This is a genomic window from Pseudomonas sp. B111 (genome assembly GCF_026428275.1).
Lineage (GTDB): Bacteria > Pseudomonadota > Gammaproteobacteria > Pseudomonadales > Pseudomonadaceae > Pseudomonas > Pseudomonas aeruginosa.
Window position 1 is genome coordinate 214,188 of the sequence record NZ_CP097857.1, and the last position, 13,529, is coordinate 227,716.

Genomic DNA, 13,529 nt, shown 5'->3' on the forward strand with positions numbered 1-13,529 from the left:
AAGCACATGAACAAATGCTATGCACTGGTCTGGAACGTATCCCAGGGCTGCTGGAACGTCGTCAGCGAAGGCAGTCGCAGGCGCGGCAAGCCCGCCGGCGCCAAGGCGGCGATCGCCTCCGCCCTGGCCCTGCTGGGCGCCACGGCCCTGGCTCCGGCCTATGCGCTGCCAAGCGGGGGAACGGTGGTCGGCGGGAGCGCGAACGGGGAGATACACCTGTCGGGCGGCAACAGCCTGTCGGTCAACCAGAAGGTCGACAAGCTGATCGCCAACTGGGACTCCTTCAGCGTTGCCGCCGGCGAGCGGGTGATCTTCAACCAGCCGAGCAGTAGCTCGATTGCCCTGAATCGGGTGATCGGCACCAAGGCCAGCGATATCCAGGGCCGGATCGATGCCAACGGCCAGGTCTTCCTGGTCAACCCCAACGGCGTGCTCTTCGGTCGCGGCGCCCAGGTCAATGTCGGCGGCCTGGTGGCTTCCACGCTGGACATCACGGATGCCGAGTTCAACGGCAACTCCTCCAGATACCGTTTCACGGGTCCCTCTACCAACGGTGTCCTCAACCAGGGAGGCGCCATCACCGCGGCGGAAGGCGGCAGCATCGCCCTGCTGGGCGCGCAGGTCGACAACCGTGGGACGGTCCTGGCGCAGATGGGCGGTGTCGGGCTCGGTGCGGGCAGCGACCTGACGCTGAATTTCGACGGCAACAAGCTGCTCGACATCCGCGTCGACGCCGGGGTCGCCAATGCGCTGGCAAGCAACGGCGGTCTGCTCAAGGCCGACGGGGGGCGAGTCCTGATGGTGGCCAGGACCGCCAATGCGCTGCTCAACACGGTGGTGAACACCCAGGGTGCCATCGAGGCCCGCTCGCTGCGCGGCAAGAACGGGCGGATCGTGCTCGATGGCGGCCCGGACGGCAAGGTCATGGTGGGAGGCGCCTTGTCCGCCAATGCGTTGAACGGACCGGGGCACGGCGGGACGGTCGAGGTCCGGGGGCAGGCGGTGGAGGTGGCCCTGGGCACCCAGGTGAACACGCTCGCCAGCAATGGCCTCAACGGCACCTGGAAGATTGCTGCCGACAAGATCGACGTGCGCCCATCGGCGGTGTCGGATGGCGTCACCGTTCATGCCGACACCCTGTCGCGGAACCTGGCGAGCACCAATATCGAACTGGTTTCGACCAAGGGCGACCTGGACCTCGACGGCTCGGTGAGCTGGGCATCGGGCAACCGGCTGGGGCTGGGCTCCGCGGCCGACCTGACGCTGAATGGCAGGCTGAATGCCAGTGGCGCCAAGGCTGGGCTGGAGCTGAAGGCCGAAGGCGCTATCGATATCAATGACAAGATCGTTCTCGGCGGGGCTGGCAGCGCGCTGGCCATGGATGCCGGCGAAGGCCACCGGGTGAACGGCACGGCGTCGGTCTCCCTGGCCGGGGCCAACGCGACCTACGTCTCCGGCGGCTATTACTACACGGTGGTGCAGAACCTGGCGCAGTTGCAGGCGATCAACAAGAACCTGGACGGCCTGTACGTGCTCGGCGGCAATATCCTGGGCGGCAGCTATTACTGCACGGCACTGCAGTCCATCGGCGGGCCCGCCGGCGTCTTCAGCGGCACCCTGGACGGTCTCGGCAACAGCATCGGCAATCTCTCGATCAGCAACACCGGGCCGAATGTCGGGCTGTTCGCCCGCTCCTTGGGCACCCTGAGCAACCTGAAACTGAACAACCTGCGGGTATCCGATAACACCTACGGCTCCGGTCCGTCTTCGCTCGGCGCCTTGGTCGGGATCAACAGCGGGCGTATCGCCAACGTCAGCGCCAGCGGGGTCTCGGTCGTCGGCAGCCGACTGCGCTCCAACGCACTGGGCGGCCTGGTCGGGCGCAATATCAACGGGCAGATCACGAACGCATCCGTCAGCGGCGGCGTCACCGCTTATGCGGCGAGCACGGCGGTCGGCGGTCTGGTGGGGGAGAACTTCACCACCGCCTGGGGGCCGGAGGCGGTCATCGAGAACGCCCACAGCAACGTCCATGTGGCTGCACAGTCCACCGAGCGCAACAGCCTGGGCGGCGTCGGCGGCCTGGTCGGACTGAATGCGAAGGCCACGATCAGGGCGTCCGGCAGCCAGGGGAAGGTCGAGACCTACCGGCCCGGCCTGAACGTCGGCGGCCTGGTCGGCTACAACATGTTCGGCCACGTCTCCGATAGTAGCGCCAGCGGCCAGGTGGAGGCCGGCGGCGCGGGGTATACCGGCGGGCTGGTCGGCCTGAGTTCCGGCGGCGAGATATTCCGCTCGCAGGCGAGCGGGTCGGTGTACAGCAAGGGCGGCCTGGCGACCGGAGGGTTGATCGGCAAGGCAGAAGGCAACGGCATGCTCGGAAACCTGAAAGCCAGCGGCAGCGTCATGGACCAGGGGGGCGCGGATCTGGGCGGGCTGGTCGGCAACAACAGCCAGAGCGCCATCGAGACCGCCGAGGCGACGGGCAAGGTCAGCGGCGGCAGCAACAGTCGCGTCGGCGGGCTGATTGGACACAACCTCGGCGGTTCCGTCGCCCATGCGATCTCGCGCGGCGACGTGAGCGGCGGGTTCAACAGTCTGGTGGGCGGGCTCGTCGGCCACAACGGCGGCGAACTGGTCAACGTGGATGCCAGCGGCAGGGTCAGCGCCGCTGCGAGTGCGTCGGTTGGCGGCCTGGTCGGCAGCAACGCCGGTTCGATCCTGTCGGCGCGCAGCAGCAGTACCGTCAACGGCAGCGGGCGCAGCCGCATCGGCGGCCTGGTCGGCGAGAACCAGATCCAGGGACGCATCGTTTCGTCCATGTCGGAAGGCACCGTCAGTGGCGACTACTACGTCTCCATGGGCGGGCTGGCCGGCGTCAACCTGGGATCGATCGAGTACTCCGGCGTCAGCGGCAAGATCGACTTCAAGCCTCAGTCCCATTACGGCCAGATCTACGGTGCGCAGGTCGGCGAGAACCATGGGGTCCTGGGCGGCAACTACGTGATCGGCGAGGCGGCGCTCCTGCCGCCTGCCGGTATCGACTACGGCAACATCTGGTAAGGCCGGCAGGGGAGGTCCCAGGCGGACCTCCCTTCCCGGCCGGGGCCGCTCTCGCCTGGAGTGTGGCCCTCTTCCGCAGGCGCAATCTTGGAGAGTTTCATGAGCATGAGGTTATTTCCCGGCCGCGTTTCCCTGCGCCGCCGGCCTGGCGCGCAGGCTCGGCAGGCGCTCGTTCTCGGCCTCTGCTGCCTGACCGGCGGCCAGGCCTGGGCCCTGAACGAGGTCGCCCTGAACTGCTCGTTCGGCAATGGCAAAGGCTTGCCCTGGCGTGTGGTGAACGAGCTGACCAGCGGCACGGCGAAAGGCACGGTGCTGTTCGCCAGGCCGGTGAGCCTGTTCCTGAGCTACAAGCCCCAGGCTTCCCAGGAGGCGCATGAGCTGGTCCTCGGGGGGAACTGGTCCGGGGTGGGCTATCCGGGGCCCTACGGCACGGTGGCGTCCGACGTCAAAGGCATCGGCTATCGGATCTCGGTGGATGCCCAGGACGGCGTCAAGCGGGTGATTCCGGTCGACAACCAGCCCCATGCGCTGGACAAGCGAGTCACGAGCTTTTCCGGAAGCACGACCAGCGACTACCTACAGGAACTGGTCCTGACGGTCGACCCCGGCGAGTTGCCTGCCGGCGACCTGAAGGTAACCAGCGTATCCGGCAGCGCCACCCTGAATCTCTGGGCGGTGGACAGGCTGAAGGGCGAAGCGTCCATCGGCAGCGTCCTGGCGGTGCCTGCGGACAACTACCCCACCGGGGTTTGCCGAAAGCCCTATTCGCTGATCGGCCCGGCCTCCATCGGGATCGGCGGCGGTCCCCCGCCGCCGCCGATCCCGAAGAAATGCAAGGTCGAGGTGGGACGGGAAATCAACGTCAAACTGGGTAGCGTCGCGTTGAAGAACTTCCCGCGGGTCAACGACACCTCCACGGAGCGTTCCTTCGATATTTCTCTCAGCGAGTGTGCGGCGCTGGCCAAGCCGGAAATCGCTTTCCGCGACAAGTATGTCTCGGCGCAGCAAGCGGACCCGACGATCCTCAGCTTGAAGAGCGGCGGCGCGGCGGGGTTCGGCATCGTCGTGAAGAACGGCCTGGACCAGCAGCGGATACGTTTCGACGGCACGCCCTACCCGATGCGGCGTGTTGGCGACAGCGCCGACCTCCCGCTGAGTGCCGCCTACATCCGTATCGGCGCGGAGGGCGAATTGAAGGCCGGGGTCGCCGACGGCGCCGCCGAGTTCACGTTTACCTTCCCCTGAGCGGCGCCGCCGCTCTTTCCCCGGCGTTTCCCGCCCCGCCTCGGGAAGCGCCGTCGGCCGCTTTCGCGCCAGCCCTCGCGAAGGCTCGGCCCCTCACCTCCAGTGGTTGCAGATCGCCGAAGGCGCTCTGCATATCGCTCCGCTGCTCGTCCTGGGTCTCGTGCGCACATGCCATTCCCGCACGCGGAATACCGATATTGCGTATGGGCGAAGGCTTTCTGAGGGATATGCAAGTTTCCTCGGTAGGATTTCGCGCAAATAAACGAACGCTATTTTTCAGGCGATAGTTTCAGCTTGTCGCGGAACTCTTTTTTCAAACTTTTTGCTGCTCTGGCTTGTCCGTTTCGTATTTCATCGCTTTTCATAAGTGTCTACGTAGACGTTTTTCGGGGGCTGTTTCAAGTGTCTTTGTTGTTAGTTTGCGAGGCGAAAAAATAGTAGTTTTACTATATTAAATATCGTCGGTTTCACTAGAAAATACACATGTTCACTTTGAACCGGGGCAGTGGCGTCGGCGGATTCCGGACCGCGCTTTCCTCCTTGCCGGCCGAGCGGCGGCCGCCTGCCTGCGGCAGGCATGACCGAGACCACAGGTTTCCTGGTAACGCTTTCGCCTGCCGTGTACCGCTTAAGGAGACGCAAGGATGTCCCTACATCGCATTCGCGTAATGGTTGCGGATGATCATCCCGCCATTTCGCTGGGTATTTCCTACGAACTGAGTCAGTGCGGTTCTTTGGAGATGCTCGGTCAAGTTTCCAATTCTACCGAGTTGATCGGCCGGCTCGACGAAGGCGACTGCGATGTCGTTATCGTCGACTATACGATGCCGGGCGGGAAATATGGCGATGGACTGGCATTGTTGTCATTGCTGCGGCGACGTTATCCGCATCTGCAATTGGTTGTCTTTACCATGCTGAACAATCCGGGCCTTATCCGGGCCATTCTCAAGCAGGGTATCAATTGCATCCTCAGCAAGTCCGACTCGACCAGTCACCTGCTGGCGGCGGTGAGCGCGGCCTATTCGCGAAACCAGTATTTCTCGCCGTCGATCAGGGACATCTTCGTCAACCAGGTGCTTTCCTCGCACAACGAACGGCTGACGCCCCGGGAGGCGGAAATCGTCCGTCTGTTCGGCTCCGGACTGACCATCACCGAAATCGCCGAGCGCTCGCATCGCAGCGTGCAGACCATCAGTACGCAGAAGGTCAGTGCCATGAAGAAGCTCGGCATCAAGCGCGATGCCGACCTCATCAGGTATGCGGCCGAGGGCTATTGCCGGATGCCCTGACGGATCGGCCCGCTTCACCAGGGCAGCGGCTGGTTCCGATAATCGACGAAGCGACAGGCATTCACGCCCGCGGCATCCTCCACCGCCGCGACCAGTCCGGCGGCGCTTTCCTCGACGCTCAGCGGCGCGCTGTCGCCGCCCATTTCGGTACGCACCCAGCCGGGATGCAGGAGCAACAGGCTGAACGGCAACTCCTCGAACTCGCCCTCCCAGCTGCGTACCAGGCTGTTCAGCGCCGCCTTGCTGGCGCCGTAGAGCGGCATCGTGGCCGACAGGCCCAGCGCCAGGCTGGCCATCTGCGAACTCATGAACGCCACCACGCCACCCCGGCTAACCCGCCCGGACAGTGCCCTGGCCAGGCGCAGCGGCGCGATGGCGTTGGTCAGGAACAGCTGGGCGGTCTGCTCGGCGTCGATTTCCGCCACATCCTGTTGCTGCGGGCCGTAGATGCCGGCGTTGACGATCAGGCGATCGATCCGCCGCTCGCCCAGCATCTCGCCAATGCGTTCGGCGCAATCGTGTTGGTTGAGGTCGCCGGTCACCGCTTGCAAGCGCTCCCCGGCCCGCTCCGCCAGTGCCTGTAGCCCGGGAGAGCCTTGCGGTCGCCGGGCGACGGCGAATACCTGTGCGCCGCGTTGCAGGAAGGCATCCGCCAGTCCCAGGCCGATGCCGCGCGAGGCGCCGACGATCAGAACGTTGTGCATGAGGTTCTCCGGGCGATAAAGCGGACAGGATACCCAAGCGCGTCCCGCTGCGGTAACCGCCGCGGCGACCGGCCGCGGCGGCCTCGACCTTACCGCATGGCGCTGCCGCCCAGGCCGGCGAGGTACAGGTCGAGCAGGCGGTCGTCGAACTCCGGCTCGCGCACGGCGCTCCCGCGCAGGTGTTCCTCGACGTTGGTGCAGTCCCAGAGATAGGTATCCTGGTACAACTCGACGGTGCTGCGGCCGGCGTACATGTTGTCGCGGAACATACTCAGCAGGGGATAGAGCGGGGCGTCGCGATTGTCTTCCCAGAGACTTACCCAGTCGTCGAACGGCATCTGCCGGAGGGGACGCCCGGCGCGTCGCCCGAGACGGTCGAAGAACTCGTCCAGGGTCAGGCAGCGCGGAATGCTCGGCACCAGGTTGAATTTCTTGCCCAGCGCCGAAGGCTGGCGGGCGATGACGCTGATCGCCTCTACCATGTAGTCCACCGTGGTCAGGCCCTCGCGCAGCTCGCGCAGGAGCGGCACGGCCCGGTACTCCAGGCAGGTCCGCGCCAGCCGGCTCCACCACTGGTAGTCGGCATGGGCGCCGGTACGGCTGTGGCAGGTGGCGTAGCCGAGGCGGAAGGTCATCAGCGGCAGGCCGCGTTCGGCGGCGAGGTCGGCGATCTTTTCCATCACCCATTTGCTGCGCACGTAGCCCATGTCGGTGACCACCGCCGGCAGGTTCTGGTCGATGTCGTCGTCCTCGCGCATCAGGCGCTTGCCGGTATGCAGGTGGCCCCAGCTGTACACCGAGATGCTCGACAGCAGCATCAGCGGCTTGCAGCGGCCGCTGGCGCAGAAGCGCAGGACCTGGCCGAGCCCCTCGACGTTGTCGCGCTTCATGTAGCTGTATGGCTGGATGAAGTTCACCGCGCTGGCGGAATGGAAGACCTGGTCGACGCTGCCGGCCAGCTCGCGGTAGGTTTCCGCCGGTAGTCCGAAACCTGGTTCTGCGAGGTCGGCGGCGTAGGCCCTGACCCGTCGCCAGTCCGACTCGGCGAGTTCGATGCGGTGCTGCCGGGCGGCCTGGCGCAGGCGTTCGAGGGCGTGGGCGTCGTTTTGCGCACGGACCGGACAATGCAGGTCGGCCTCGCGGCTGGCCAGCAGCTCGGCGAGCAGGTGGGCGCCCATCAGCCCGCTGGCGCCGGTGAGCAGGATGTGCCGTGGCGCGAGCAATTGGGCGGTGTCCATGGGCCGGCTGAAATCCACGTCGGCGGGCAGGCGCACGTCCCGTTGCAGCTCCTGGGCCGGTTCGCTGTCCAGCGCCGGCGGCGCTTCGCCGGCGCGCCGCGCCAGGCTGGCCGCCAGTTGGCGCACGCTCGGGGTGCGGTAGATGTCGTGGATGTAGGCACGGTTGCCGAAGCGTCGGCTCAGTTCGCGCACCAGGGCGGCGGCCAGCAGGGAATGGCCGCCGACCTCGAAGAAGCTGTCGTCCAGGCCGAAGTCGGTATGCCCCAGCACTTCCTGCCAGGCCAGAGCCACTTGCAGTTCGCCGGGAGTGCCGAAGCGTTGCTCGTCGAGTCGTTCCTGGCATTGTTCCTCCAGGCGTCGACGCAGGGCCTGGCGGTCGATCTTGCCGTTGACCGTGGTCGGCAGGCTGTCCAGCGACAGATAGCGGCTGGGCAGCATGTAGTCGGGCAGTTCCTGGCGCAGGGCGGTCTTGATGGCGGCGAGCACGGCCCTGGCATCGCCGCCCCGCTGGCGGGGGACCACGAAGGCGCTCAATTGCTGGCTACCGCAGCGTGGGTCGGCATGCGCCAGCACCACCGCGCCATGGATCGCCGGCTGGCGCAGCAGCGCGGCTTCGACGTCGCCGAGTTCGACGCGGTGGCCGCGGATCTTCACCTGATCGTCCAGCCGACCGAGGAACTGCAGGCTGCCGTCGGCCAGCCAGCGGGCCTTGTCGCCGGTACGATAGAGCCGGCGCCGCAGTGCCTGCGAGTAGTGGAAGCGCCTGGCGGTCATGTCCGGGTCGCGCAGGTATTCGCGCGCCAGGCAGACGCCCGCCAGGTTCAGCTCGCCGGGCCGGTCGCCATGGCAAGGCCGGTCGTTGGCGTCGAGAATGAATGCCTCGCAACCGTCGATGGGCGTGCCGATCGAGGCGGGCCGCCGATGAGCTTCGGCGTCGACGATGCGGCAGGTGGCGAAGACCGTGGCTTCGGTCGGGCCGTAGTAATCCACCACGGTATAGGGCAGCCCGCCGGTTGCGACCGGCGGCAGTTTTTCCCCGGCGCAGAACAGGTAGCGCAGCGCCAGCGACGGCGGAGCGGGTTGCTCCACCAGCGCAGGGACCATCACGGTAGGCGCGAAGGCATGGCTGATCCGCTGCTCGGCGAAGAATGCCAGCAGCGCCGCCGGGTCCGGGCGCACCTCGTCGGGCACCAGGTGGAGACAGGCGCCTGCGCACAGGGTGGACCAGATTTCCCATTGGCAAACGTCGAAGCCGACGCCGGCCATCAGGGTGGTGCGGCTCCGTTGGTCCATCTCGAAGCGCCGGTTGTGCCAGTCCACGAGGTTGCTCAGGGAGCGGCTCTCGATCACCACGCCCTTGGGTTCGCCGGTGGTGCCCGAGGTGAAGATCACATACAGCGCTTCGGCGCCGTCGAGCGCCGGCCTCGGCGCGGCACCCGCCGCGCTCGTCGCGAGCACCTGTGCGATGACCTCCACCGGTTGCCCCGGGAGGTCCTCGGCCTGGGTGGCGAGGGCCACGGGGGCCTGGCACTGGCGGAGGATTTCCTGCTTGCGCCTGTCGGGTTGCCGACGGTCCACCGGTACGTAGGCCGCTGCGCACTTGGCGGCCGCCAGGATGGCGATGACCAGTTCGGCCGAGCGTTCGGCCAGCAGGGGCAGCCGCTCGCCGCGGGCGACGCCGCGCCTGGCCAGGTGGGCGGCCAGCCGGTCGCTGAGTCGGTCGAGTTCGCGGTAGCTGAACGAGCGCTCGTGATCGACGAGGGCGGGGCGTTCGGGATGGGTATCTGCGTGTTGCCTGAATAAGCCAAGAACAGAATCTTTCGACATGGCTGAGACTCCTGTCTTGCCGGTTGAAAAGACGTTATCCGTGGTTTTTCAGCGTATCGAGCGGGGACCAGGGGGAAGGCTGGCGATAGGCCTGGTCCAAGGCTAGCCCCGAGGGGAAATGCGGCAACTGCCATTTGGTACAGGGTAAGGGGGGCTCGCCGCCGGGGTCGCCAGGGGGCGCCCCGGACATTTTCGGCAGCGGGACCGGACTCAGTCCAGCTGGCCTTCCCGGTCGTCGAAGATCGCTTCTATCGCCAGTCCGAACACCCGGGCGAGCTTGAAGGCCAAGGGCAGGCTTGGGTCGTAGCGGCCGGTTTCGATGGCGTTCACCGTCTGCCGCGATACCTCCAGCTTTCCGGCCAGCTCCGCCTGTGACCAGCCGCGCTCCGCGCGCAACTCGCGAACCCGGTTCCTCATGCGTAGCGCCTCAGTCCCAGGACGCAGCCGATGGCCCAGAACGCGCCCATCAGGGGCCAGACGAAGAACATCGAGAGTTTCGGAAAGCCGGTGGTTTCGAGGAAACCGTAGGCGAAGGTGAGCAGGGCGGTGCCGACGAAGGCCAGGGCGAGGGCTTCGAGATGGATGCGCCGGGCCATTTCGTCGAGGCGCCGCAGGTAACGGATCACCACCAGCGCCAGGGCGACCATCGGTGGCACCGGCAGCAGGGCGAGGAAGACCCGGCCGGCGCCCGGTTCCGTGCCTGCCAGCAACTGGCCGCTGATCAGAACGGCAGCGGCATAGGCGACCAGCGCGAGAAGCAGTTCGAGGAAGAAACGTTTGTGGGTCATGGTTGAACCGTCCATGTAAAGGGGGCTTTACATTGGCCGGGATGCTCTTCTTTGTCAAGCAAGCTTTACATTCTCCATGGGCTTGCCTTGGCGAGGAGACTCGGGGATGGTAGCGGGCGGTCTCTGGGAGAACGGCGAAATGGCGACGGGCGACGAATTCGACGCGCTGCTGGTGGAAGCCGGCCGCACACCGATGCGCGGCTGGGAATACGACTATGGCGGACGCATCCGCCTGGAACCGCCGCCATGGGATTTCCCGGGGCGCATGCTGGAGCGCTGCCGGGCCGCCGCCAGCCTGCTGGACATGGGCACCGGCGGCGGCGAATGGTTGAGCCGGCTGCCGTATCGTCCGCCGCTCACCGTGGCTACCGAGGGCTGGGCGCCCAACCTGGAGATTGCCCGGGGGCGCCTGGAGCCCCTGGGCATCCGCGTGGTCGAGGTGGAGGGCGCGCCGGACAACCATCGCCAGGGCCGGGAGGGCGATGGCGGCGGGGCGTTGCCGTTCGCCGATGGCACCTTCGACCTGGTCGGCAACCGCCACGAGTCCTATCTGCCATCGGAGGTCCGGCGGGTGCTGGCGCCCGGCGGCTGTTTCCTCACCCAGCAGGTGGCCGGCGACTTCAACCGCGAGTTCTATGCGTTGCTCGGCGAACCGGCGCCGACGCCGGAGGCGCCGCACTGGAACCTGGGTTTCGCCCGGGCCCAGCTGGAGGCCGCGGAGTTGCCGCCGGTGGCAGGCGGCGAAGGTTGGGAGGTGTTGCACTTCGCCGATGTCGGCGCCCTGGCCTGGTACCTGTTGAACCTGCCCTGGGTATTTCCCGGTTTTTCCTTCAGGCGCCACCGCGAGCGCCTGCGCGGCCTGCACGAGAGCGGCGAGCCGCTGGCGGTGCGGCAGTTCCTCTTCTGGCTGGAGGCGCGCAGCCCCCAGGCCGCGCGCGGCTAGAGGAAGAGTCGCTTCACCAGCTCGGTGCGGCTGCGCGCGCCGGTCTTGCGGAACAGGTTGAGCAGGTGGGTCTTCACCGTCGGCAGGCCGAGTCCGAGGCACTGCGCCAGGCATTTGTTGCTGACGCCGTCGCGCAGCAGCAGGGCGATCTCCCGTTCCCTCGGTGTCAGGCCTTGCAGGCGCTCGGCGCTGGCCGTTGGCGTGGCGCATGCCTGCGCCGCCAGCTCCATCAGGCCATGCAGGGCGCGCAACTGTCGCAGCTCCTGGTCGGAGAAGGCCCCTAGGCGGGCGTCGCGCAGCAACGACAGGGCCGCGACCGGACGCTGATGCGCATGCGCCAGCACCTCGACCACGTCGCAGATCCCGTGGCGTCGCAGGAAGCCCTGGTATAGCGCGCTGTCCTCCGCGGGCTGGCGGGCGATGCCCTGGCGCAGCGGCACCACCGGCGAAGCGCTGGCCAGGCAGTGGCGCGGCTGCAGCGGATCGTAGTCGCGGTAGTGGCGCAGGTAGTCGCGGTGCATGCCGGCCGGCATCCGCAGGAGCTGGAAATCGTGTGCGCGGCAATCCTCGTCGATGCGATAGAACACGCACAGGCTGGCCGGCACCACCTGGGTGAAGGCCTGCATGCAGCGCGGGCCGAGGTCGGGCGACAGGGTCGAAGGCATGGCGCGGGACTCCCGTGGGACGAGGCGGCGGGACGTCCACTGTCCCGCCTGCCGGGCAGAATGTCCATGCCCCGGCGCGCCGTCTTGTCTCTCTCTGCCTGGCTTGGCAGGCAGCGGCAAGAAACCCGGCAGGCTGGAGCAAGCGAGCGGGGGAGCGGCGGGTCCAGAGTATTCCCGGGTAGTAGGCGCATGCATGACGCAGCGCCGTCGCCAAGCCGAGGAGCACACATGAGTATTGCCATCGACCCGTCCGTCAGCGCCTTCTTGCGCAGTCCCCATGGCCTGCTGATCGACGGCGAGTCCGGGCCGGCGCGTTCCGGCGCCGACATGCCGCTGTACGACCCGGCGACCGGTGCCGAGCTGGCGCGCGTGGCCCGCGCCGGCGCCGAAGACGTCGATCGGGCGGTCGCCGCCGCGCGGCGTGCGTTCGAAGGCAACTGGGCAGGCCAGCGCCCGGCCGATCGCGAGCGCCTGCTGCTGCGACTGGCGGAACGGATCGAGGCGCATGGCGAGCAACTGGCGCAGCTGGAGACCCTGAACAACGGTAAGTCGATCAACCTGTCGCGGGCCCTGGAGGTCGGCGCCTCGGTCGAGTTCATCCGCTACATGGCCGGCTGGGCGACCAAGATCGAGGGCCGCAGCCTAGACCTGTCGATCGCCGCGGTCCCAGGCGCGCGCTACCGGGCCTACACGGTGCCGGAGCCGGTGGGCGTGGTCGGAGCCATCGTGCCGTGGAATTTCCCCTTGCTGATGGCGATCTGGAAGATCGTCCCGGCCCTGGCCTGCGGCTGCACCGTAGTCCTCAAGCCGGCCGACGAAACCCCGCTGACCGCCTTGCGCCTCGGCCAGTTGTGCCTGGAGGCGGGGATTCCACCAGGGGTGGTGAACATCGTCACCGGCACGGGCGCCGAGGCCGGCGCGGCACTGGCGGCGCACCCGGGCATCGACAAGCTGGCGTTCACCGGCTCGACCCCGGTGGGCAAGCTGATCGGGCATGCGGCGGTGGAGAACATGACGCGTTTTTCCCTCGAACTCGGCGGCAAATCCCCGGTGATCATCCTCGATGACACCAGCCTGGACATGGCTGCCGCCGGTTCCGCCGGCGCGATCTTCTTCAACCAGGGGCAGGTCTGCACCGCTGGCTCGCGCCTCTATGTGCAGCGCAAGCGTTTCGACCAGGTGCTGGAGCGCCTGGCGGCCATCGCCGGCGACCTGAGCATCGGCCCCGGCCTGGATCCGACCACGCAGATCAACCCGCTGGTCTCGGCCAGGCAGCAGGAGCGGGTGCTGGGGATGATCGAAAGCGGGGTGGCTGAGGGCGCCAGCGTGGTCTGCGGCGGGGCGCGCCAGGGCGAGGCGGGGTTCTACGTGCAGCCGACGATCCTTGCCGACGTCACCCCGGGGATGCAGGTGGTGCGCGAGGAAATCTTCGGGCCGGTGCTGGTGGCGACGCCCTTCGACGATCTCGACGAAGCGGTGCGTCTGGCCAACGACAGCATCTACGGGCTCGGTGCGAGCATCTGGTCCAACGACCTGCGCCAGGTCATGGGCCTGGTGCCCAGGATCAAGGCCGGCACGGTATGGGTGAACGCCCACAACCTGCTCGACCCGTCGATGCCGTTCGGCGGCTTCAAGCAGTCCGGCATCGGTCGCGAGATGGGCCATGCGGCGATCGAGGCGTACACCGAGAACAAGTCGGTGTGCATCGCCTACTGATATCGATGAAATCGGGGTGAGCCGATTCGTTCGGCTCTTTCGCTGCCCTCC

At 67.1% G+C, this 13,529-nt stretch carries 10 protein-coding genes; 5 read left to right on the forward strand and 5 right to left on the reverse strand.

Annotation, left to right across the window (positions count from 1 at the left end):
- Window positions 1–6 precede the first annotated feature (6 nt).
- The 3 genes from M6E97_RS00965 (at window position 7) to M6E97_RS00975 (ending at window position 5,597) form a co-directional block, all read left to right on the forward strand.
- Window positions 7–3,063, forward strand: coding sequence for a GLUG motif-containing protein (locus M6E97_RS00965; protein ID WP_034064663.1), 3,057 nt, complete (start codon window positions 7–9; stop codon window positions 3,061–3,063).
- Window positions 3,064–3,162: 99 nt separating this feature from the next.
- Window positions 3,163–4,308, forward strand: coding sequence for a fimbrial protein (locus tag M6E97_RS00970; RefSeq protein ID WP_033957037.1), 1,146 nt, complete (start codon window positions 3,163–3,165; stop codon window positions 4,306–4,308).
- A gap of 644 nt (window positions 4,309–4,952) precedes the next feature.
- A complete protein-coding gene (locus M6E97_RS00975) occupies window positions 4,953–5,597 on the forward strand; it encodes a response regulator transcription factor (protein ID WP_003093364.1) in 645 nt (214 codons plus the stop codon).
- A 14-nt stretch (window positions 5,598–5,611) separates the two neighbouring features.
- On the opposite strand, the gene M6E97_RS00980 is transcribed toward M6E97_RS00975, so the two are convergent.
- From M6E97_RS00980 to M6E97_RS00995, 4 genes are all read right to left on the reverse strand, one after another.
- The gene (locus M6E97_RS00980) at window positions 5,612–6,301 is read right to left on the reverse strand and encodes an SDR family oxidoreductase (RefSeq protein WP_003113039.1); all 690 of its coding nucleotides are present in this window, start codon (window positions 6,299–6,301) and stop codon (window positions 5,612–5,614) included.
- A gap of 89 nt (window positions 6,302–6,390) precedes the next feature.
- Complete coding sequence (locus M6E97_RS00985; RefSeq protein WP_034005661.1) at window positions 6,391–9,366, reverse strand: non-ribosomal peptide synthetase; 2,976 nt, start codon at window positions 9,364–9,366, stop codon at window positions 6,391–6,393.
- 210 nt (window positions 9,367–9,576) lie between these two features.
- On the reverse strand, window positions 9,577–9,783 hold the full coding sequence (locus M6E97_RS00990) for a helix-turn-helix transcriptional regulator (RefSeq protein ID WP_003093358.1): 207 nt from the start codon (window positions 9,781–9,783) through the stop codon (window positions 9,577–9,579).
- Window positions 9,780–10,154, reverse strand: coding sequence for a hypothetical protein (locus tag M6E97_RS00995; protein WP_009313341.1), 375 nt, complete (start codon window positions 10,152–10,154; stop codon window positions 9,780–9,782). Before M6E97_RS00995 ends, M6E97_RS00990 begins: the two co-directional genes overlap by 4 nt.
- Window positions 10,155–10,260: 106 nt before the next feature.
- On the opposite strand from M6E97_RS00995, the gene M6E97_RS01000 reads away from it, so the two are divergent.
- The gene (locus tag M6E97_RS01000) at window positions 10,261–11,097 is read left to right on the forward strand and encodes a class I SAM-dependent methyltransferase (protein ID WP_003093354.1); all 837 of its coding nucleotides are present in this window, start codon (window positions 10,261–10,263) and stop codon (window positions 11,095–11,097) included.
- On the opposite strand, the gene M6E97_RS01005 is transcribed toward M6E97_RS01000, so the two are convergent.
- On the reverse strand, window positions 11,094–11,762 hold the full coding sequence (locus tag M6E97_RS01005) for a helix-turn-helix transcriptional regulator (protein ID WP_003113042.1): 669 nt from the start codon (window positions 11,760–11,762) through the stop codon (window positions 11,094–11,096). The two genes, M6E97_RS01000 and M6E97_RS01005, sit on opposite strands and share 4 nt — an antisense overlap.
- Before the next feature lie 228 nt (window positions 11,763–11,990).
- Between M6E97_RS01005 and M6E97_RS01010 the strand changes: the two genes are divergently transcribed.
- Entirely contained in the window at window positions 11,991–13,478 is a 1,488-nt protein-coding gene (locus M6E97_RS01010; protein ID WP_019484730.1) for an aldehyde dehydrogenase family protein, read from the forward strand.
- The last annotated feature ends 51 nt before the right edge of the window (window positions 13,479–13,529 follow it).